The sequence below is a fragment of the Actinoplanes sp. NPDC048796 genome (assembly GCF_040650035.1).
Classification (GTDB): Bacteria; Actinomycetota; Actinomycetes; order Mycobacteriales; family Micromonosporaceae; genus Actinoplanes.
This window is the reverse complement of record NZ_JBEZGO010000013.1, coordinates 143,203-161,666: the sequence shown is the minus strand read 5'-3', so window position 1 is coordinate 161,666 and position 18,464 is coordinate 143,203. Positions and strand designations below refer to the sequence as shown.

Genomic DNA, 18,464 nt, shown 5'->3' with positions numbered 1-18,464 from the left:
CGGCAGGTGCTCGGGGTCGGCTGTTTTCGCGCTGTTCGGTCGAGGATCGCTTTCGGGGCGTCGGGCGCTTTCCTGGCGGCGTCTGCCTTGGGGACGGCGCGCGCTTTCGGGGTGGCGCGTGCTTTCGGGGTGGCGCAGGTGAGGGTTCGCGTGCTGGGAAGCGCGGCCGGCGGCGGCTGCCCGCAATGGAACTGCGCCTGCGAAACCTGCCGCCGAGGCCATGTGCGGTCGCAGGACTCGGTGGCGGTCTCGGGCGACGGCCGCGCCTGGTACCTGATCAACGCCTCGCCCGACATCCGCACCCAGCTCATCGCCACACCCGAGCTGCGCCCCGGCCCCGGCCTCCGCGAGACGCCCCTACGCGGCGTGCTTCTCACCACGGCCGAGCTCGATCACACCATCGGCCTGCTCTCGCTGAGAGAGGCGACTTCGCTCATTGTGTACGCGACCAGCGCCGTCACCACCGCACTGGCACCGTTCCGGGCGCTGCTCGCCGCGTACACCAATGCCGAATGGCGCGACCTCCCCACCGACCTGACCCTCGACGGGGGCCTGAAGGTCCAGCGCACGACCGTCGGCACCAAGAGACCGCGCTACGCCGCCCACCTGCCGGGCGACGACTGGGTGTCAGCCTTGCGGCTCTCCGCTCACCCGGCAGACGGAGCCCATCCGGCGGGCGGCGTCCGCCCTTCAAGCGGCGCGGGTCCGGCGGGCGGCGTCGGCCCTTCAACCGGCGCGGATTCGGCGGGCGGCGTCGGCCCTTCAACCGGCGCGGGTCCGGCGGGCGGCGTCGGCCCTTCAAGCGGCGCGGGTCCGGCGGGCGGCGTCGGCCCTTCAAACGGTGCGGATTCGGCGGGCGGCGCCGCGCCAGCTCCCGGCGAGGGTCGGCATCCGGAGTTTGTCTATGCCACCTGCCTGCCCGCCTGGACCGCGGAGTTCGACGGCTTCATCGCCGGTGCTGATGAGGTGCTGGTGGACGGCACCTTCGCGACGGAGGACGAGTTGGCTCGCATGACCGGACGGGCGGGGAGCGCGGCCGGCATGGGGCATCTGCCGATGGCGGACTCGCGGCCGCACTTCGCGCGGCATCCCGGGACGCGCTTCCGGTACGGGCATCTGAACAACACGAATGCCGCCACCGGCCCGGATGTGGCCGAGGACGGCATCGATCTCGTCTGATCTCCCGAGCGGTCTTGACAGGGCACCGATCGGGCGAGAATAACTAACGTACTGGTTCGTACAAAGAACTGGAGACACACGTGGACCGTCGTTTCCTGGTCGGCTTGATCGGCGCGAACATCGGTACGTCCATGAGCCCCGCGCTGCACGAGCTCGAAGCCGACCGGCAGGGTCTGCGCTACCTCTACCAGCTCATCGACCCGTCACTGCTCGGCCTCGACATCGGCGACCTGCTCGTCGCGGCTCGGCGGCTCGGATTCCGCGGGGTCAACGTCACCCATCCGTACAAGCAAGAGGTCCTGAAGTTCCTCGACGAGCTCTCGCCCGAGGCGGCCCAGCTCGGTGCCGTCAACACCGTGCTCTTCGACGGCTCGCGGGCGACAGGGCACAACACCGACCGGTACGGCTTCGCCTCCGGACTGGCCCGGCAGTTGCCCGGCGTCGCCACCGGTCACGTCGTCCAGATCGGTGCCGGTGGGGCGGGTGCGGCAGTGGCCTCCGCGATCGCCGGAACTGGAACCCGGCTGCTGACGCTGGCCGACCTGGACGCCGAACGGGCCCAGAGGCTGGCCGAGGCCATCACCGTGAGCACCGACACGTCCGTCGAGGTGATCGCACCCAGCGAAGTGCCGTCGCGGCTGGCCGACGCGGACGGGCTCGTCAACGCGACGCCGATCGGTATGGAAGGACATCCGGGCATGCCGGTCGCGGATTCCCATCTGCGGGCCTCGCTGTGGGTGGCCGACGTGATCTACCGGCCGCTGGAGACGGGGCTGATCCGGGCCGCCCGCGCGCGGGGCTGCCGGGTCGCCGACGGCGGCGGCATGGTGGTCTACCAGGCTGCCGCGTCGTTTCGGCTGTTCACCGGGCTGTCGCCGGACGAGGAGCTGATGTACGCCGACTTCGAGAGGTTGACCGGGAGCCGCCGTGAATAAGCGGTTATCCACAGTCGGCGGTTGTCCACAGGCCCCGAGGCGCGATCGTGCAAATTCCGGGAGAATGACCAGCGGGGGCTCCCCCTGGGTGGGCGGGCGTTGGCTGGGCGGGCGTTGGCTGGACGGGCGTTGGCTGGACGGGCGTTGGCTGGGCGGGCGTTGGCTGGGCGGGCGTTGGCTGGGCGGGCGTTGGCTGGGCGGGCGTTGGCTGGGCGGGCGTTGGCTGGGCGGGCGTCGGCTGGACAGCCATTGCGAGGGCGGCCTTTACACGGGTGGGCGCTGCGCGGGCGGCCTTCACGCGGGTGGGCGCTGCGCGGGTGGGCACTGCGAGGGCGGCCTCTGCACGGATGGGCGCTGCGCGGGTGGGCACTGCGCGGGTGGGCACTGCGAAGCCGGGCACTGCGAAGGCAGGCACGGCCCTCTATCGGGCCGCGTTTTCGGCAACGGACGATGTGCGCCAGCGCCGCAGCAAAGCGGGCAGCTCCTCGTTGTGTTCGCCCAATGTCGGCGGGGGCGACACCGGCCGCAACTGTTCCCCGTCGATGAGTACGCCGCTGCCGCTGACTTTCAGCCGCCGGTCGACGCCGTCAGGTGGCTGCAGTTCCGTGAAGAAGCCCCGCCCGGCCAGCTGCGGCGACTCGACCGCCTGCGGAACCGTCAGGATGCGGGCCGCCGGCACCCCGGCCGCCGGCAGGATCCGCTCCCACTCCGCTGCCGGGCGAGCTCGCAATGCCTCGTTCAGTGCCTCGTTCAGCGCCTCCCTATGTTCCTTGCGGCTCTCCCTTTCCGCGAAGCGGGTATCCGTGAGCAATCCCGGCCGGTCCACCAGGCGGCACAACGTCTCGAACTGTTCCTGGCGGTTCGCCGCTATGTTCAGCGGGCCGTCCGCCGTCTCGAACGTGCCCGAGGGGGCCGCCGTCGCGTTCTGGTCGCCCATCGGCTGGGGTTCGGCGCCGCTGACCACGTAGTTGGAGACCGCCCACCCCATCGCCGACATCGAGGCCTCCAGCATGGACACGTCGAGGTAGGCGCCGCGCCGGCCGGCCAGCGCCGCCACCACGGCCAGGGCCGCGCTGAGCCCGCCGACCGTGTCCGCCACCGGGAAACCGACCCGCTGTGGGGCCGTGTCGGGTGTTCCGGTCACGCTCATCATCCCCGACAGGCCTTGGATGATCTGGTCGTACGCGGGTGCCTGGCTCAGCGGGCCCGACTGGCCGAAGCCGGTGATCGCGCAGTACACCAGCCGGGGGTTGAGCGGGCGCAGCTGGGCCCAGCCGAGCCCGAGCCGGTCCATGACGCCCGCCCGGTAGTTCTCCACCAGCACGTCGGCGTGTTCGACCAGTTCGGTGAACACGGCCCGGTCGGCCGGCTCCTTCAGGTCGAGCTCCACCGACTTCTTGCCCGCGTTCTGCGCGAGGAAGGACGCGCCCAGCCGGGCCCGGTTGAGGGCCGGGTCCGGGCCGAGCTGGCGGGCCAGGTCGCCCCGTCCCGGCATCTCGATCTTCAGTACCTCGGCCCCGAGCAGCGCCAGATGATAGGTGCAGTAGGGGCCGGCCAGGACGTTGGTGAGGTCGAGGACGCGGACACCGTCGAGCGGCCGGTCGGGCATCAGCGGTACTCCTCCCGTAGCAGCAGATGTGGTTCAGAACAGCGGATGGTCGAAGCCGCGCTCGTTCATCTGGGCGGCCGCCTTGAGCAGCGCCTCGGCGAACGCCGCGACCCGTTCCTCGCCGAAGCGCACGGTCGGCCCGCTCAGGGTGAGGGCGGCCACCACCGTGCCCGAACGGCCGAGGATCGGCACGGCCACGGCGGACAGGCCGTTCTCGCGCTCGCCGTGGCTGGTCGCGTAGCCCTGCTGGTCGGCCTCGTCGATCCACTCGCGCATGCGGCGGACGTGGCCTTCGCCGTACGGGGAGGACGCGGCGATCCGTTCGAGCAGGGGGTCGGGGGCGTTGCGCAGGAGCACCTTGGCCGAGGCGCCGGCCCACATGGGCAGTTCGTCGCCGACGTGCACGACGTGCCGCAGCGGCTGCGGGCTCTCCTGCTGGGCGATGCAGACGCGGACGATGTCGCGGGCGACGTAGACGTTCACCGTCTCGCGTTCGCGGGCGGCCAGTTCCCGCATCATCCGCTGGGTTTCGGGTGGCAGTTCCCAGCTGCGGCGGGCCAGGTGCGCCCACCGCCACAGGCCGGGCCCGGCCATGTATCCGGAGTTCGTCGCCCACAGCAGTCCGCTCTGTTCGAGGGTCTGCACGAGCCGGATCACTGTGGTCTTGGCCAGGCCGGTCGCGGCGACGATGTCGCGTACGGCGATCAGCGGCCGGTCCTCGCTCAGCAGGGACAGGATGTCCAGCGCTCGCTGGACGCTGCGGACGCCCGAGCCGTCGGCGGCGCTCTCGTCGCGGGTCACGGTGGCTCCCTCTCTCTCGAAAAGACTGCCCCTGATTCTGGCGTCACCCTCTTGCCTTCCGCTGGCGGCCAACCGTACGTTACACCGGAGTCCGTACAGCGGTCCAGAACTCGCTCTTATGGTCCGTCTAGTGGACCGTCCAGGAAGAGGAGGCGCAGATGGTCGAACGAACACCGACGCTCCTCGGTGGAAAATGGATCTCTGAAGGGCCCGGCCTCGAGCGTGTGGGGCCTTTCGTCCGTACGGTCGTGAGCAGCGCCCGCGTCGCCGAGCCGGGCGACGCCCGCGCCGCCGCCGAATTCGCCAAAGCCGGTTCTCGTACGGTGGCCCGGCTCGCCCCCGCCACACGAGCGGCCGTCCTCGATCGGGCGTCCGTCCTCGCCACCGAGCGCCGCGCCGCGATCGCCCGGCTGCTCGCCCTGGAACTGGGCAAGCCGCTGCGCGACGGCCTCGGCGAGCTCGACCGGGTGGCCGACACGTTCGCGGTCTGCGCGGCGGCCGCCCGCGACATCGGCGGCGACGTCCTCCCGGTCGCCGGCTGGGCGCGCGGCGCCGGCAACACCGCGATGACCTACCGTGCGCCGGCCGGGGTGGCGCTGGCCATCACGCCGTTCAACGCCCCGGCCAACCTGCTCGCCCACAAGCTGGGCGCCTCGTTCGCGGCCGGCAACAGCACGATCGTCAAGGCCCCGCCGCAGGCCCCGGCCGCGTCCGCGGCGGTCGTCTCACTGCTGCTCGACGCGGGCGCCCCGGTCGAGGCCGTCCAGCTCCTGCACGGCGGGGGAGAGGTCGGCGCCGAGTTGTGTGCCGCCCCCGAGGTGGCCGTCATCAGCTTCACCGGCAGCGCCGAGACGGGCGCGGCGGTCGCGCGGGCGGCCGGGGCCAAGCGCCTGGTCCTGGAGCTGGGTGGCAACGCGGCCACCATCGTCTGCGACGACGCCGATCTCGGTCGCGCGGCGAAGGTCTGCGCCCGCACCGGCTACAGCAACTCCGGCCAGAGCTGCATCTCGGTCCAGCGGATCTACGTGGCCCGCGCGCAGAAAGACCGATTTGTCCAACGGCTCGCGGGCGAGGTGGCGAAGCTGCAGGTGGGTGATCCGCTCGATCCGAGCACCGATGTGGGCTCCATGGTGGACGAGGCGGCCGCTGAACGCGTTCAAGGGTGGGCGACGAAGAGCGGCGGGAAAATCGCCCTCGGCGGTAACCGCGACGGCGCGACGTTGAGCCCCACTGTCGTCGTCGACCCGCGGGAGGACGCCGAGGTCGTCGTCAAAGAGGTTTTCGGGGCGCTGGTAGTGGTCCTGCCGTTCGACGACTTCGACGCGGTGCTGCAGACCTGCAACAGAAGCAGTTTCGGGCTGCAGGCCGGCCTCTTCACGAACGACGCCGGCCGCATCTTCACGGCGTGGCGCGAGCTCGAGGTCGGCGGCCTGATCGTCAACGGCTCGTCCAACTACCGCCTCGACCACGTCCCGTTCGGCGGGGTGAAGGACTCCGGCTTCGGCCGCGAGGACCCCCGCCACATGGTCGAGGACTACACCGTCGTCAAGACGCTGATCCTGCGTGGCCTGTCGATCTGGGGAGAGAACTGATGACACGTACGGCCGCCGACGCCCTGGTCGATCAGCTCGCGAGCTACGGCGTCACGCACATCTTCGGCACGTGCGGGCACACGAACATCGCCCTGCTCGACGCGATCGGCCGCAGCGACATCGACTTCGTCATCGCCCGCCACGAGCAGACCGCCGCGCACGCCGCCGACGGATACGCCCGGGCCACCGGCAAGCCCGGCGTCGTGCTCATGCACGTCGGTCCTGGCATGATGAACGCCGTCACCGGCGTCGCCACGGCCGCCCTCGACTCGGTCCCGCTGGTCGCGATCTCGGGCGACATCCCCTCCTACCTGTACGGCCGTCACCCGCACCAGGAAGTCAACCTGCACGCGGACGCCGACCAGACCGCCATCTACCGCCCGTTCGTCAAGCGGGCCTGGCAGGTGCAGCGCGCCGGTGACCTGCCCCGCTTCACCGAGCGCGCCTTCTGGACCGCCACCAGCGGACGCCCCGGCGCCGTCCTGCTCAACGTCCCGATGGACATCTTCAACCGCGACGCGCCCAGCGGGGAGTATCCGCTGCCGATCAGCGCGGCGAAGCCTGATCTGCCCGAACCGGACGCGAAGAGGATCGCCACCGCGCTGGTGGAAGCGGAGCGACCGCTGATCTACGTCGGCGGCGGCCTCCGGGACAACGCAGCCCTCAAGGAACTCGCCGAACACCTCGACATCCCGGTCGCCCACTCGCTGATGGCCAAGGGAACCCTGCCCGACGACCATCCGCTCGTCATGGGCATGACCGGTTTCTGGGGCTTGACGGAGACCAACGAGTACGCCCGGAACGCCGATGTCGTCCTCGCGATAGCCACCCGGTTCGCCGAAACCGACTCGAGTTCCTGGGATCCCGAGTACACGTGGCGCTTCCCGCCGTCCCGGCTCATCCAGATCGACATCGACCCGGCCGAGATCGGCCGCAACTACCCGGTCGAGATCGGCGCCGTCGCTGATGCGGCCCTCGCGGTCGGGCGCGTGCTCACCGCCGTACGGCAAATGAAGCCGGACGGAACCGACCGAGCGCAACTCCGCGCTTCTTTGAAGGCCGCGCGGGCCGAGTTGTTCGCGGCCAGCGCCGAACGCGGCCGCAGCGACCAGTTCCCGCTGCGGCCCGAGCGGATCCTGGCCGACGTCCGCGCGTGCCTGCCGTCCGACGCCGTGCTCGTCACCGACGTCGGCTGGAACAAGAACGGCGTCGCGCAGTGCTATCCGCTGCCGGCCGACGGCCGGTTCATCACCCCGGGCGGCGCCTCCACCATGGGCTTCGGGCCGGCCGCCGCCCTCGGCGTGCAACTGGCCCAGCCGGAGCGGGTCGTGGTGGCGCTGATCGGCGACGGCGGCATGAGCGCCCAGCTGCCGGCGCTGCCGATGGCGGTCGAGCAGGGCCTGCCGGTGATCTTCCTGGTGATGAACAACCGTGCCCACGGCACGATCTCCGACCTGCAGTCGAGTTTCTTCGGCCGCAGCTATGGGTGCGACTTCCTCGACCCGGACGGCAACCCGTACAGCCCCGACTTCGCCGCCCTCGGACGCGCCTGCGGCGCCGACGGCTACACGGTGGCGGAACCCGGCGATCTCACCGTCGCCCTCAAGTCGGCCGTCCAGCGCCGCCGCCCCGCGGTGATCGACGTGCCGATGGTCAACGAGCCGGTGCCCACCCCGGGCCACTGGAACATCAAAGATATTTATCAGGGCAAATTCGACAGATGAGGTGACACGCACATGGTCCGCATGAGAGCCACCGCCCTCGCCGTGCTCGCCGTTGTCCTAACCGGAGCCGCCGGCTGCAGCGCGCCCGGCTCCGGCAAACAGGAGTCCGGGAACGACTCCGGTCCGATCAAGATCGCCGTCGTGGACGCGCAGAGCGGGCAGCTCAGCTCGCTCGGCGCCTGGGAGCTCAAGGGCGCCCGGCTGGCCGTCGACGAGTGGAACGCGGCCGGCGGCGTCAACGGCCGCCAGATCCAGCTCGACGTCTTCGACGACCAGGGCGACCCGACGATCGGCACCAACCTCGCCCGCAAGATCGACAGTGAGGGCTACATCGCGATGATCGGCACCGCCGAGAGCGCGGTCACCATCGCCATGGCCCCCCTGCTCAAGCAGGCCGAGATCCCGAACATCACGTCCGGGCAGTCGCCGGGCCTGGTCGCCACCAAGAGCGACTTCCTGTTCCTCAACGGGCCCACCTCCACCACGTACGACGAGACCCTGGCCAAGCACGTCGTCGACCAGCAGGGCATCACGAGCATCGCGATGATCACCAACAACGGCGGGTACGGCAAGGGCGAGCATGACGCCTTCCGGAAGGCCCTAGAGCAAAGAGGTGTCACCCCGGTGGCTGACCAGGTGGTCACGGCCGATCAGAAGGACTTCAGCGCGGTGCTCACCTCGATCCGGCAGAAGAACCCGAAGGTCATCTTCCTGGGGGCCGAGGAGGTCGAGTCCGGCCTGATCGTCAAGCAGGCCCGCGACCTCGGCATCACGTCCACCTTCGCCGGCGCCGCCCCGCAGGGCACGCCGGTCTTCCTCGACACGGCCGGCGCCAAGAACGCCGAGGGCACGATCGTCAGCTCGCCCTACCTGAGCAACGACATCGACGAGGCGTCCAAGAAGTTCGCGGCCGCCTACAAGGCGAAGTTCAGCGAGGAGGCCGAACTGCACGGCGCCAAGGCGTACGACGGAACCCAGATCCTGCTGACCGCTCTCAAGAGCAGCAACGTGGCCAGCGGCAAGCCGCTCGCCGACGCCATCCGGTCCACCAAGCGCGACGGGCTGCTCGGGAACTTCGCCTTCGACGAGACCGGCGTCGGCATCTTCGAGACCTCGATCGGCGTCATCAAGGGCGGCAAGCTCGTCGCCGCCGAGAGCTGAGCAGGTATGCAGGTCTTCTTCCAGACGATCGTCGGCGGCGTCAGCCTGGGCGCCGTCTACGCCCTGGTGGCGCTGGGCTTCTCCCTGGTCTACCGCACGATGGGGCTGGTCAACTTCGCGCACGGCAACGTGGTCACCGTCGGTGCCTACCTCGCCTCCACCTTCTACCTGTCGACCAAGCTCCCGTTCGCCCTGGCCATGATCGTCGCGATCGTCGTGACCGGGGCGATCGGCCTGGTCATCGAGCGGGTGCTGCGGCCGCTGGAGAACAAGGACTTCGACCTCATGCTGATCGGCACGATCGGCTTCGGCATCGTGCTCGACGCGCTGATCATCATGATCTGGGGCGCCACCGGCCGCGCGGTGCCGTCCCCGGTGCAGACCGCGCCGATCGACATCTTCGGACTGCGCATCCGGACGTATGACCTGGTGGTGCTGGCCATCGCGGCGCTGGCCACCGTGCTGCTGGTGCTGTTCCTGTCCCGGACCAAGCGGGGCGCGGCCATGCAGGCGGTCGCCATGGACCACGAGGCGGCCACCGCCGTCGGCATCCACGTGGGCCGCAGCAACGCGATCGCCTTCATGATCGGGGCCGGCCTGGCCGCGCTGGCCGGTGGCCTGGTCGGGCCGCTGCTCTACGTCAGCCCGGCGCTCGGCGGCGCGCTCGGCATCAAGGGCTTCGCCGCCGCGATCCTCGGCGGTTTCGGCAGCATTCCCGGCGCGATCCTCGGCGGCCTCGCCATCGGGATCCTCGACTCGTTCACCGCCGGGCACTTCCAGGGCTACTCCGAGCTGGTCACCTTCCTGGTCTTCACGGTGATCATCATGGTGCGGCCGACCGGCATCTTCGGCGAGCGGACGGTGAACCGGGCATGAGACGGCGACTTCTGTTCATCGCGGCCCTCGGTGTCGCGGCCTGGTTCCTGCCGTACGGCCTCGACTCGTACGCCATCCACGTCGTCAACGTCATCCTCATCTTCGCGATTCTGGCCATCGGGCTCGGCCTCGTCATGGGCATCGCCGGGCAGGTCAACCTGTCGCAGGTGGCGTTCTTCGGGGTCGGCGCGTACGCCACGGCGATCCTCACCACGCACGCCGGAATGGGCTTCTGGGTCGCGGGAGTGCTGGCGATCCTGGCCACGGTCCTGATGGGCCTGGTGATCGGCACGCCGGCGTTGCGGGTCCAGTCGCACTACCTGGGCATCGTGACGCTGGGCCTGGCCCTCGCGTTCACCAACTGGGTGACCAATGCCGACATCGCCGGCGGCGCCGAGGGCATCTCGGGGATCGCGGCGCCGGCCCTGCCCGGCGTGGATCTCTCCAGCGAGTACATCTACTACTACCTCGAACTGATCGTCTTCGCGGTGGTGCTGGGGTTCGGGCTCTTCGTGGTCCGCACGGCGCTGGGCCGCCGCATGCGGGCGATGCGCGACGACGCGCTGGCCGCCGGCGCGCTCGGGGCCGAGGTGCCGATGCTCCGGATGACGGCGTTCATGCTGGCCAGTGTGTACGGGGGAGTGGCCGGCGTGCTCTACGCGGGCCTGATCCGCTACGTGGCCCCGGAATCGTTCAACATCGCGAACATGTTCCTGCTCCTGGCCATGGTCATCATCGGCGGCCGGCAGAGCCTGATCGGCTGCGTGGTCGGCGCGATCAGCCTGGCCCTGGTCCGCGAGCTGCTGGTCGACCACCCCACGATCGCCCAGCTCGCGTACGGCTCGGTCGTCGTCCTGGTCGTCGTCTTCGCCCCCACCGGCCTGGCCGGTCTGCCCCGCCGCGTACGGCAGCGGTTCGGCAAGCATGCGAGGGTGGCCGCGCAGCTGCGACCTTTCCAGCCGTACGAGACCACCGCCGCCCCCGCCACCTCCCATGATCAACTTCTCCGGGTCGAGGGGGTCACCAAGCAGTTCCGGGGCCTCAAAGCGCTCGACGACGTCTCGCTCACCGTCGCGACCGGAGAGATTCGGGGCATCGTCGGCCCGAACGGCTCCGGCAAGACGACGCTGTTCAACGTGATCAGCGGCCTCTACAAGCCGACCAGCGGACGGGTGATCTTCCGCGGCGCCGACATGACCGGGCGTGCGCCGTACCGTCTCGCCCGCGCCGGCATGGCCCGTACCTTCCAGAATCTGCGGCTCTTCGGTGATCTGACGGTCGAGGAGAACCTGCTCGTGGCGCTCGACCGCTGGCCGACGCGGTCGGCCTGGCGCTACGCGCTGCGACCGCTCAGCGTCCTGCGGCGGGACCACGCGCTGCGGCGCTCCGCCGCCGAGATCCTGGACCGGTACGGGCTCACCGAGTTCGCCTCCCTCGCGCCCACATCACTGCCGTACGGGATCCAGCGGCGCGTCGAGATCGCCCGGGCGGTCGCCGCCGACCCGGCCCTGCTGCTGCTCGACGAGCCCGCGGCCGGCCTCAACGGCGAGGAGGTGCGGCAGCTGGCCGAGATCGTCCGGTCGATCCGGGACAGCGGCCGCACGGTCATCATCATCGAGCACAACATGGGCCTGGTGATGTCGCTCTGCGAGCAGATCACCGTGCTGGCCGGCGGCCGGGTGATCGCTTCCGGGACGCCGGCCGAGGTGGCCGCCGAACCCGCGGTGATCGAGGCGTATCTGGGAGATTCGATGAACACCGACGACCTGCCCGTCCCGTCCGTCGGGGAGGCCACCCGATGACCACCGGGCTCGCTCTGACCGTCGAGGGGCTGACGGTCAACTACGGCGGCGTCAGCGCCGTCCGGGACCTCAGCTTCGAGGTGCCGGGCGGCGAGGCGGTCGGCGTCATCGGGGCCAACGGCGCCGGCAAGACGTCCACCCTCAAGGCGGTGATGGGCCTGGTGCCCCGCCGGTCCGGGAAGCTGCGCCTGGGCGACGTGGACCTGGCCGGGGTCAGCGCCCGCGACATGGTCCGGCACGGCATCGGCTACGTCCCGGAGGGCCGGCACGTCTTCACCGGCCTGCCGGTCGAGAAGAACCTGCTGCTCGGCGCGTACGCCCGCAAGTGGGACTCCTCGGTGAGGTCGACGCTGGCCGAGGTGTACGAGCTGTTCCCGGTGCTGGGCGAGATGCGGCACCGGCTGGCCGGCGCCCTGTCCGGCGGCCAGCAGCAGATGCTGGCGATCGGCCGGGCCCTGATGTCGCGACCCCGGCTGCTGCTGCTCGACGAGCCCTCGATGGGCCTGTCGCCGAAGCTGGTCGAGGACATCCTGGCCGTGCTGCTGCGGCTGCGCTCCGAGGGCCTGACCCTGCTGCTGGTCGAGCAGAACGCCAAACTCACCTTCGAGGCCACCAGCAGCTGCCTGGTGGTCGAGAACGGCGCGGTGGCGATGACCGGCACCTCGGCCGAGCTGCGCAACGATCCCCGCGTACGCCAGATCTACCTGGGACTGTGATGCCGCTCGGCTCCCCCTTTCCGCCGCTCGGCCTGCGCAACCGGGTGGTCAGCCCGCCGATGGAGCGCAACTACGGCGCTTCCCCGCACGACCTCGGTGCCCGGCTCGGCGGCCAACTCAAGAACGGCCGTCTCAGGCCGCCGCCCCCGGTCACATCAATACTTGGTGCTTTCCTTCATGGTGACGATGTCTCGATGTATAGCTCGATTTCGGCCGGCCAAACCGGCGTATCCTAGTAACTGTCCGCTGGCAAAATAGGCGATGGCGCGGCCATGGGGTGTTTCGTGTTCTATTTGCACCCACATATTGATGAAATCGGCCCCGGCCTTGCTCAGTCTGACTCGCAGTATGTCTTCTGCGAAGATCACCATGTCCAAGGGCTCGTACCAGATGTAGTCACGTCCAACAATTAGTTCTCCCGTGGTCTCTCGAACTCCAGCGAGATTCTTGAAAGTGAATTCGGGGGCGGTGCTCCGATACCAAACGGACTTGTACTTTCTATCCATTTGGCCGCTGACGGCAGATCGTCGTGCCGGGACGACGGTCTGCCGGATCGGCGGCCATTCAGGCTCAAGAATCTCTACTAATTTTCCGGTGGGTATGCAGAACGCGCGACGTGCCATTGCGTCAAGATCTTCTTGAACTACGAGGCCAACAACGCCACCTAGATCCTCGTCCCATACGGGTGCACCGCTGAAACCTGCCTCTATTCTGGCTCCCGTGGACTTGACATCCTCCAAGGCGACGAGCCCGTTGGGTTCGGTGCGCAGCAAGCGCCCCGATGCTTGCCGGCCGCTATATCCATTTGGAAATCCGTAGCACCAGAATTCGTGGCGATTGAGGTCTTGTGTTCTGATGAGCTGTGCGGGGCGCGCGTCGGCCGGTGCGGATTCGACAAGTTGAAGTACAGCCACATCCCCGGACCCGTTCGGAAATGGCGGCACCCAGGCCCGGACCCGCGCTTCGTAGTGCTCGGTCGGCGTGATGAAGGGGAAGGACAGCCGAACTGTTTCTGTATCGCTCGGCCCGTCAGCCGCATTCTCGCTGCGGTTGAGAGAGCTGTTCACCACATGCGCGCAAGTAAGTATGTGCGTCCGGGTCAGGAGCAGGCCCGCGCCTTCGGGCGCCTTCTGGTCGTGTTTCCCGACGGTCACAAGGGCGCTTCCCAAAGCCCGTTCAATTTTCGTCATTGCCGGGATCTCCACTATCGCGCGACCACTTGCAGATGATTTTGAAGTGAGCCTCGGTAGTTCCAGAAGCTATCACCACGCCGGCGGCCAGGGTCAGTTTGACGCCGAATTCGACTGTCACTTCTTCCGGGTCAAGGCTCGTGACGGCGGCTTTCAACGCGTTGACCGCAGGGCGTACGGCCTCGGTCACCTGCTCAAGTCGTTTGCCGGTCTCAGCCACCAATGCGTCACCGCGCCGCGAGGCGAGCGACGTCCCGCGTACCGTGTCGTCTCGCGCCAATTCGAAGAGTACTGCCGTACCGTCTTCGGTGTGAAATTCGGCCAACTCCATTATTGAACCCCCTTTTCGATTACAGCTGGGCATCTCTGGTGGAGCGAAGGGCCGGCCGTTGCAGCATTCCTAGCCGTGAATCGGCGTGGAACGCATTGTGCACGGGCTTTGAGGGTGGCCTACGCTGCCCATCATGTTCCGCGACGAGGATCTCGCACTGCTGGCCCGCCCGCTCTACGCCTTCCTCACCGTCGCCCCGCGCGGCGGACGATGGCCGTCACCCCGCCCGGTCTGGTACGAGCTGACCGCCGACGGCGACCTCCAACTGTTCTCGCTGCCCGATTCCCCCAAGGTCGACCGCCTCCGCGAGCACCCCCGCGCCTCGATCGTGGTCGCCGCCCCAACCGGCGAGCCCGAACACTGGGTGGCGGCCGAGGGCCCGGCCACCGTCCACGACGACGGCGCCAACGAGCTCGCCCTCCGCCTGGCCGAGCGCTACTGGACCTTCTCCGACCCGGAACACGACAAGCTCCTCACCGAGTGGCGCACCGGCCCACTGGTCCGCATCGTTTTGCGCCCGGAGAAGGTGAGCCGCTTCTCCGCCCTCTGAACGGGCCGCTCGCCCGCTGTTCGAGGAGCGCGGAAGCAGCGCCTCCCCGTCGCCGGGAAGGCGCTGCTTCGCGAGCTCTATGTCAAGCCTCACCCCCGTCGGGAGCGCGCTTGCTGGGCGGACGCCGTTTCCGTCGCCGGCCAGGTGGCAGCTCCACCGGAGGTGGATTTTCGACCTTCAGTTGTCCTTGTTCGTGCTCACCGGTCGACGACTCTCCGGTGTCGGCGCTTCGGACGCCTGGGGCGGATGATCCATTGATCTCCGTCCCGAACTTGAGGACGAGGCCCGCGGCCTTGATCTCGATGTACGTCCTGCCGCCATGAGTCCTATTGGCCTTGCTCGCCAAGTAGCCGACCAGGATGAGGGCAAGTGCGACGATCGAGAACAGGAAGATCACCACGGTAAGTCCCGTGGCACTTCCCACCGAGGCTGTCCTACTCCCGCGTGCTGGGCATCATGGAGGCCCGCCTTTCTGTGCTCAAGGACCGTGTTGTCCCGGTGCCGGCTTACCGCGTCCTTCGGTCTTGGCGGGAGTGCCGCTGACTGCTCTCCACCGAAAGGCGAGGTTTCGCCGGCTCGTGGGTCTCTAGCGACAGATTGTCGCTGGCCTGTTTCTAGATCGGTAGCCTCTTCGCTCGGTCGTGACAGTTCAGGTGGCGGCCGCTGGGGTAGGTGAAGACGGTGACTGACGACGGGCGCTATCTGGTCATCAAGGGGCGTCGCTGGCGGGCTACCGATCCGGCCATTCCTGAGCCGGAGGCGGCTGTGCTGCGCAAGGCGCTGATGGCCGCGCGGCGGGACGTGGGGAAGGCGCTGAAGGCGGGGGAGGATCCGGCGGCGGCGCGGGCCCGGGTGCAGGTTGCCAAGGTGGCGCTCGGGGAGCGGGGCACGCCGTGGTGGGAGCAGAGCCTCGAGGAACGGCGGCGGCGGTGGGAGGACGGGCTGCGTGCCCTGGGCGGCTGACGGATGTTTAAGATCCTCGGATGGATGCGACACGGCCTCTGCGCTGGTATGCCGGGCTGTGCTGGCTGTTCTTCGGGATCGTGCCCACCGTGCTTGTCACGCTTCTGGTCGTCAAGGGGCGTACGCCGGGGTCGGTCGGGCTGCTGCTGATCGGTGGCATTCCGCTCGTGCTGACCGCTCTCGGGGCGCTCGTGCGGGGGCTTCGCGAGACCGATCCGGAGCAGGCGTCGCGGCGGCTGCACCTGAGCATGGCCCTGGTGGCCGGTGCGGACGTGCTGCTGCTCGGGGGAAATGCCCTGATTCGGATGGGTGGCAGCTGAGGTTTTCCGGCTAGCCGGTACCGCGGTTGGGGGCTCGCCTGGACGACAGCCGGGCCGCGGATGACCACCCTGTTAGGGCATGGGGGTTCTTACTCAGGCAGCGGAAGCGCCGATCGCGTCGGGGATCGTGGTGGCCGGGCGGTACCGGCTCCGCTCGGTTCTCGGGCGCGGTGGCATGGGAACGGTGTGGCTCGCTCAGGACGAGCTGATGGAGCGCTGGGTCGCCGTCAAGCAGGTCGACCTGGGCTCGGACTGGTCCGGCAAGACGGCCCGCAAGCAGGCCCTGGCCGAGGCGCGGGCGGCGTCGCGCGTTCCGCACCCGGGGGTCGTGCGGATTCACGACGTGGTCCGCGACGACGACCAGCCGTGGATCGTGATGGAGGCCCTGAGCGGGCAGAGCCTGGGCGCGGCGATCAAGGAGCAGGGGCCGCTGCCGATCGAGCAGGTCGTGCGGATCGGGCACTGCATCGTCGACGTGCTCGACGCCGCGCACCGGGCCGGGGTCGTGCACCGCGACGTCAAGCCGGGCAACGTGCAGCTGTGCGACGACGGCCGGGTGGTGCTGCTCGACTTCGGGGTGGCGCACGTGCCCGGCGGGGACTGGCGGCCGCCGCCCGGCGGGTTCGCCGGCAGCCCGGCCTTCGTGTCGCCGGAGCAGTTGCAGGGCGGGGAGCCGCTTCCGGCCAGCGACCTGTTCTCGCTGGGGGCGACGCTCTACGCGGCCGTCGAGGGCCGGTCGCCGTTCGACCGCGGCGACCTGTTCGCCACCGTGCTGGCCGTGGCGGAGGGGCGGATGACGCCGTTCCGCCGGGCCGGGCGGCTCACCCCCGTACTGGAAGGGCTGCTGCAGCCGAAGCTGGGCCGGCGCTGGACCGCCGCCCGCACGCGCGCGGCCCTGCTCAACCTTTGACGCGCAGGCGCTGCGCCCGGTGCGCCGCCATGCGAACGGGAACGTTGGCGAAGCCGTAGCCCCGGTAGCCACCCACCCGCTGCACGATCTCGAAGAAGACCCGGTCGCCGACGACCGGTGTGAACAGCTGCAGGTAGTGACCGTGCTCGTCCTCGTCGTACATCGCCCCGAGGGCTCGAAGCCCGTCCGGCGGCTCCAGGCGCGCCTCCAGATCGTCGTAGTAGTTGGCGGGAATCGGCAGAGTTTCGATCCCGGCCGCCCGAAGGGCCGCCGCCGTCACCGAAAGATCGGACGTCGCCAGGGTGATGTGCTGTGGCTGCGGTACGGCCGGAGCCCAGTCACCGCGGCGCAGCACGGGCACGCTGAGCGCGATCCGGGCCCGTCGCCGCGGATCGCGGATCGCCAGGGTACGGACCAGGCCGTACGGCGCCGCGAACTCGCCCGCCTCGTCGTCGACCAGACCGAGCACCGAACGGTAGAAGAGCGCGGCCTCGTCGTACCGGTCGAACGGCTGGGCCAGGGACAGATGGTCGATGCCGGTGATCCCGGCCCCGGGCGCCCGCTCGCCGGTCGGCAGGAAGTCGTCGTGCCAGCCGGCGGGGGTGGTACGGACGAAGAACACCTCGGTGCCGTCCGGCGCGGCCACGGCGGTCAGGTCGGCCTCGCTCTGCCGCCGGCGGCGGGGGAGCGGCGTGGCGAGGAGCTGTTGCGCGCGTTCGGCCGACTGCTCCGGCTGCGTACTCTCCCAAGCGAAAGCGCGAATCGCGGCCGAGCCCTCGGTGGGGCGCGGAGCGCCGGAGTTGAGCAGGATGCGGGCGGTGCCCTGCTCCCAGAGCTGGACGGCCTTGGACCGGTGCTGGCCGGAGTGGGTGAAACCGAGCGCGCGCAGCAGGTTCTCGAGTTCGGGGCCGGTCGAGGCGTCGACGCTCAGCTCGGCGAACGCGATGCCGTCCAGGTCGGCGGGCGGGGTGAGGCCGGCGTCCCGCAAGGCGATCAGGGAACGGCGGGCATCGACGGCCGTACGATGCGGGTCGGCCTGCCGGAACACGTCGTTGAAGACCTCCAGCGACAGGGGGCCGGTGTAACCGGCGTCGAGGACGGCCTGGGTGAAGCCGGCCAGGTCGAGCCCGCCCTGCAAGGGGAACAGGCGGTGGTGGCGGCTCCACTGGAGGACGTCCATGTCGAGCCGGGGCGCGTCGGCCAGCTGAAGGAAGAAGATCTTCTCACCCGGAACATTCTGGATATTTTCAAAGGCCCCGCGCGATAGGACATGGAAGCTGTCCAGGCACAAGCCCAGAGCGGGGTGGTCGGCCTGCCGGACGATCTCCCAGGAGTGGTCCCATGTGGACACGCGACGGCCCCAGGCCAGGGCCTCGTACGCGATGCGCATGCCCCGGGCGGCGGCGAGGTCGGCCAGGGTACGGAGTTGGGCGACGCTGACCGCGTCGTCGGGGATCGTGTCCGGTGCGACCGACGAGCAGATCAGGATGGTGTCGGCGCCGAGGCGGCCCATCAGGTCGAGCTTGGCCCGGAACCGCCGCTCGACGGCCGCGAAACGCTCCGGGGTGGCACCCTCCGCGTCACGGAACGGCTGGTAGAGGTCGATGCTCAGCCCCAGGTCCTGAGTACGGGCTCTGATGCTCTCGGGAGAGCTCGCCGAGGCGATCAGGTCGTTCTCGAAGATCTCGACACCGTCGAAGCCGGCGGCCGCGGCGGCGTCCAGGCGATCTTCGAGGGTGCCGGAGAGGCAGACGGTCGCGATACTCGTACGCATGAAACTCCTAATGTACGAACCGGTCCGTTCA

The 18,464-nt window shown here is 69.5% G+C and carries 18 protein-coding genes; 12 read left to right on the top strand and 6 right to left on the bottom strand.

Annotated elements, in window-relative coordinates; translation table 11 throughout:
- Nucleotides 1-138 precede the first annotated feature (138 nt).
- Nucleotides 139-1,179 carry an MBL fold metallo-hydrolase gene (locus AB0C26_RS37360; protein ID WP_360257479.1) on the top strand — a complete coding sequence of 347 codons (1,041 nt, stop codon included), beginning with the start codon at nucleotides 139-141 and terminating at the stop codon, nucleotides 1,177-1,179.
- Between the two features lie 80 nt (nucleotides 1,180-1,259).
- Nucleotides 1,260-2,114 (top strand): shikimate dehydrogenase, encoded by an 855-nt coding sequence (locus tag AB0C26_RS37355; protein ID WP_360257477.1) that lies wholly within the window; start codon nucleotides 1,260-1,262, stop codon nucleotides 2,112-2,114.
- A gap of 421 nt (nucleotides 2,115-2,535) precedes the next feature.
- On the opposite strand, the gene AB0C26_RS37350 is transcribed toward AB0C26_RS37355, so the two are convergent.
- Nucleotides 2,536-3,723 (bottom strand): CoA transferase, encoded by a 1,188-nt coding sequence (locus tag AB0C26_RS37350; protein WP_360257475.1) that lies wholly within the window; start codon nucleotides 3,721-3,723, stop codon nucleotides 2,536-2,538.
- A 33-nt stretch (nucleotides 3,724-3,756) separates the two neighbouring features.
- Entirely contained in the window at nucleotides 3,757-4,524 is a 768-nt protein-coding gene (locus AB0C26_RS37345; protein ID WP_360257473.1) for an IclR family transcriptional regulator, read from the bottom strand.
- A gap of 158 nt (nucleotides 4,525-4,682) precedes the next feature.
- Between AB0C26_RS37345 and AB0C26_RS37340 the strand changes: the two genes are divergently transcribed.
- The 6 genes from AB0C26_RS37340 to AB0C26_RS37315 are packed head-to-tail and all read left to right on the top strand — an operon-like array spanning nucleotide 4,683 to nucleotide 12,395.
- Nucleotides 4,683-6,116 carry an aldehyde dehydrogenase family protein gene (locus AB0C26_RS37340; RefSeq protein WP_360257471.1) on the top strand — a complete coding sequence of 478 codons (1,434 nt, stop codon included), beginning with the start codon at nucleotides 4,683-4,685 and terminating at the stop codon, nucleotides 6,114-6,116.
- Nucleotides 6,116-7,840, top strand: a complete 1,725-nt coding sequence (locus tag AB0C26_RS37335) for a thiamine pyrophosphate-binding protein (protein ID WP_360257469.1) — start codon at nucleotides 6,116-6,118, stop codon at nucleotides 7,838-7,840. Before AB0C26_RS37340 ends, AB0C26_RS37335 begins: the two co-directional genes overlap by 1 nt.
- A 12-nt stretch (nucleotides 7,841-7,852) precedes the next feature.
- Nucleotides 7,853-9,001: an ABC transporter substrate-binding protein gene (locus AB0C26_RS37330; RefSeq protein ID WP_360257466.1), complete on the top strand. Its 1,149-nt coding sequence runs from the start codon at nucleotides 7,853-7,855 to the stop codon at nucleotides 8,999-9,001.
- 6 nt (nucleotides 9,002-9,007) lie between these two features.
- Complete coding sequence (locus AB0C26_RS37325) at nucleotides 9,008-9,877, top strand: branched-chain amino acid ABC transporter permease (RefSeq protein WP_360257464.1); 870 nt, start codon at nucleotides 9,008-9,010, stop codon at nucleotides 9,875-9,877.
- A complete protein-coding gene (locus AB0C26_RS37320; protein ID WP_360257462.1) occupies nucleotides 9,874-11,679 on the top strand; it encodes a branched-chain amino acid ABC transporter ATP-binding protein/permease in 1,806 nt (601 codons plus the stop codon). The genes AB0C26_RS37325 and AB0C26_RS37320 overlap by 4 nt, the downstream gene beginning before the upstream one ends.
- Nucleotides 11,676-12,395 carry an ABC transporter ATP-binding protein gene (locus AB0C26_RS37315; RefSeq protein WP_360257459.1) on the top strand — a complete coding sequence of 240 codons (720 nt, stop codon included), beginning with the start codon at nucleotides 11,676-11,678 and terminating at the stop codon, nucleotides 12,393-12,395. The genes AB0C26_RS37320 and AB0C26_RS37315 overlap by 4 nt, the downstream gene beginning before the upstream one ends.
- Before the next feature lie 155 nt (nucleotides 12,396-12,550).
- Here AB0C26_RS37315 and AB0C26_RS37310 read toward each other — a convergent pair whose 3' ends face one another.
- A complete protein-coding gene (locus AB0C26_RS37310; RefSeq protein WP_360257457.1) occupies nucleotides 12,551-13,585 on the bottom strand; it encodes a serine protease in 1,035 nt (344 codons plus the stop codon).
- Nucleotides 13,572-13,916: a CU044_2847 family protein gene (locus AB0C26_RS37305; protein WP_360257455.1), complete on the bottom strand. Its 345-nt coding sequence runs from the start codon at nucleotides 13,914-13,916 to the stop codon at nucleotides 13,572-13,574. The genes AB0C26_RS37310 and AB0C26_RS37305 overlap by 14 nt, the downstream gene beginning before the upstream one ends.
- Nucleotides 13,917-14,049: 133 nt before the next feature.
- On the opposite strand from AB0C26_RS37305, the gene AB0C26_RS37300 reads away from it, so the two are divergent.
- Complete coding sequence (locus AB0C26_RS37300; protein WP_360257453.1) at nucleotides 14,050-14,466, top strand: pyridoxamine 5'-phosphate oxidase family protein; 417 nt, start codon at nucleotides 14,050-14,052, stop codon at nucleotides 14,464-14,466.
- Nucleotides 14,467-14,548: 82 nt separating this feature from the next.
- On the opposite strand, the gene AB0C26_RS37295 is transcribed toward AB0C26_RS37300, so the two are convergent.
- Entirely contained in the window at nucleotides 14,549-14,866 is a 318-nt protein-coding gene (locus tag AB0C26_RS37295; RefSeq protein WP_360257451.1) for a hypothetical protein, read from the bottom strand.
- Nucleotides 14,867-15,147: 281 nt separating this feature from the next.
- Here AB0C26_RS37295 and AB0C26_RS37290 point away from each other — a divergent pair, with 281 nt between their 5' ends.
- From AB0C26_RS37290 to AB0C26_RS37280, 3 genes are all read left to right on the top strand, one after another.
- Complete coding sequence (locus tag AB0C26_RS37290; protein WP_360257449.1) at nucleotides 15,148-15,429, top strand: hypothetical protein; 282 nt, start codon at nucleotides 15,148-15,150, stop codon at nucleotides 15,427-15,429.
- Between the two features lie 20 nt (nucleotides 15,430-15,449).
- Nucleotides 15,450-15,749, top strand: coding sequence for a hypothetical protein (locus AB0C26_RS37285; RefSeq protein WP_360257447.1), 300 nt, complete (start codon nucleotides 15,450-15,452; stop codon nucleotides 15,747-15,749).
- 79 nt (nucleotides 15,750-15,828) lie between these two features.
- Complete coding sequence (locus AB0C26_RS37280; protein WP_360257445.1) at nucleotides 15,829-16,659, top strand: serine/threonine-protein kinase; 831 nt, start codon at nucleotides 15,829-15,831, stop codon at nucleotides 16,657-16,659.
- On the opposite strand, the gene AB0C26_RS37275 is transcribed toward AB0C26_RS37280, so the two are convergent.
- Nucleotides 16,649-18,433: a TIM barrel protein gene (locus tag AB0C26_RS37275; RefSeq protein WP_360257443.1), complete on the bottom strand. Its 1,785-nt coding sequence runs from the start codon at nucleotides 18,431-18,433 to the stop codon at nucleotides 16,649-16,651. The genes AB0C26_RS37280 and AB0C26_RS37275 overlap by 11 nt on opposite strands.
- Nucleotides 18,434-18,464: the final 31 nt, after the last annotated feature.

What these genes read in the sequence shown, in the direction of transcription:
- AB0C26_RS37335 (WP_360257469.1), top strand. Translation starts at nt 6,116, where the DNA reads ATGACACGTACGGCCGCCGACGCCCTGGTCGATCAGCTCGCGAGCTAC.
- AB0C26_RS37350 (WP_360257475.1), bottom strand. Translation starts at nt 3,723, where the DNA reads ATGCCCGACCGGCCGCTCGACGGTGTCCGCGTCCTCGACCTCACCAAC.
- AB0C26_RS37305 (WP_360257455.1), bottom strand. Translation starts at nt 13,916, where the DNA reads ATGGAGTTGGCCGAATTTCACACCGAAGACGGTACGGCAGTACTCTTC.
- AB0C26_RS37315 (WP_360257459.1), top strand. Translation starts at nt 11,676, where the DNA reads ATGACCACCGGGCTCGCTCTGACCGTCGAGGGGCTGACGGTCAACTAC.
- AB0C26_RS37325 (WP_360257464.1), top strand. Translation starts at nt 9,008, where the DNA reads ATGCAGGTCTTCTTCCAGACGATCGTCGGCGGCGTCAGCCTGGGCGCC.
- AB0C26_RS37280 (WP_360257445.1), top strand. Translation starts at nt 15,829, where the DNA reads ATGGGGGTTCTTACTCAGGCAGCGGAAGCGCCGATCGCGTCGGGGATC.
- AB0C26_RS37285 (WP_360257447.1), top strand. Translation starts at nt 15,450, where the DNA reads ATGGATGCGACACGGCCTCTGCGCTGGTATGCCGGGCTGTGCTGGCTG.
- AB0C26_RS37275 (WP_360257443.1), bottom strand. Translation starts at nt 18,433, where the DNA reads ATGCGTACGAGTATCGCGACCGTCTGCCTCTCCGGCACCCTCGAAGAT.
- AB0C26_RS37340 (WP_360257471.1), top strand. Translation starts at nt 4,683, where the DNA reads ATGGTCGAACGAACACCGACGCTCCTCGGTGGAAAATGGATCTCTGAA.
- AB0C26_RS37300 (WP_360257453.1), top strand. Translation starts at nt 14,050, where the DNA reads ATGTTCCGCGACGAGGATCTCGCACTGCTGGCCCGCCCGCTCTACGCC.
- AB0C26_RS37330 (WP_360257466.1), top strand. Translation starts at nt 7,853, where the DNA reads ATGGTCCGCATGAGAGCCACCGCCCTCGCCGTGCTCGCCGTTGTCCTA.
- AB0C26_RS37310 (WP_360257457.1), bottom strand. Translation starts at nt 13,585, where the DNA reads ATGACGAAAATTGAACGGGCTTTGGGAAGCGCCCTTGTGACCGTCGGG.
- AB0C26_RS37320 (WP_360257462.1), top strand. Translation starts at nt 9,874, where the DNA reads ATGAGACGGCGACTTCTGTTCATCGCGGCCCTCGGTGTCGCGGCCTGG.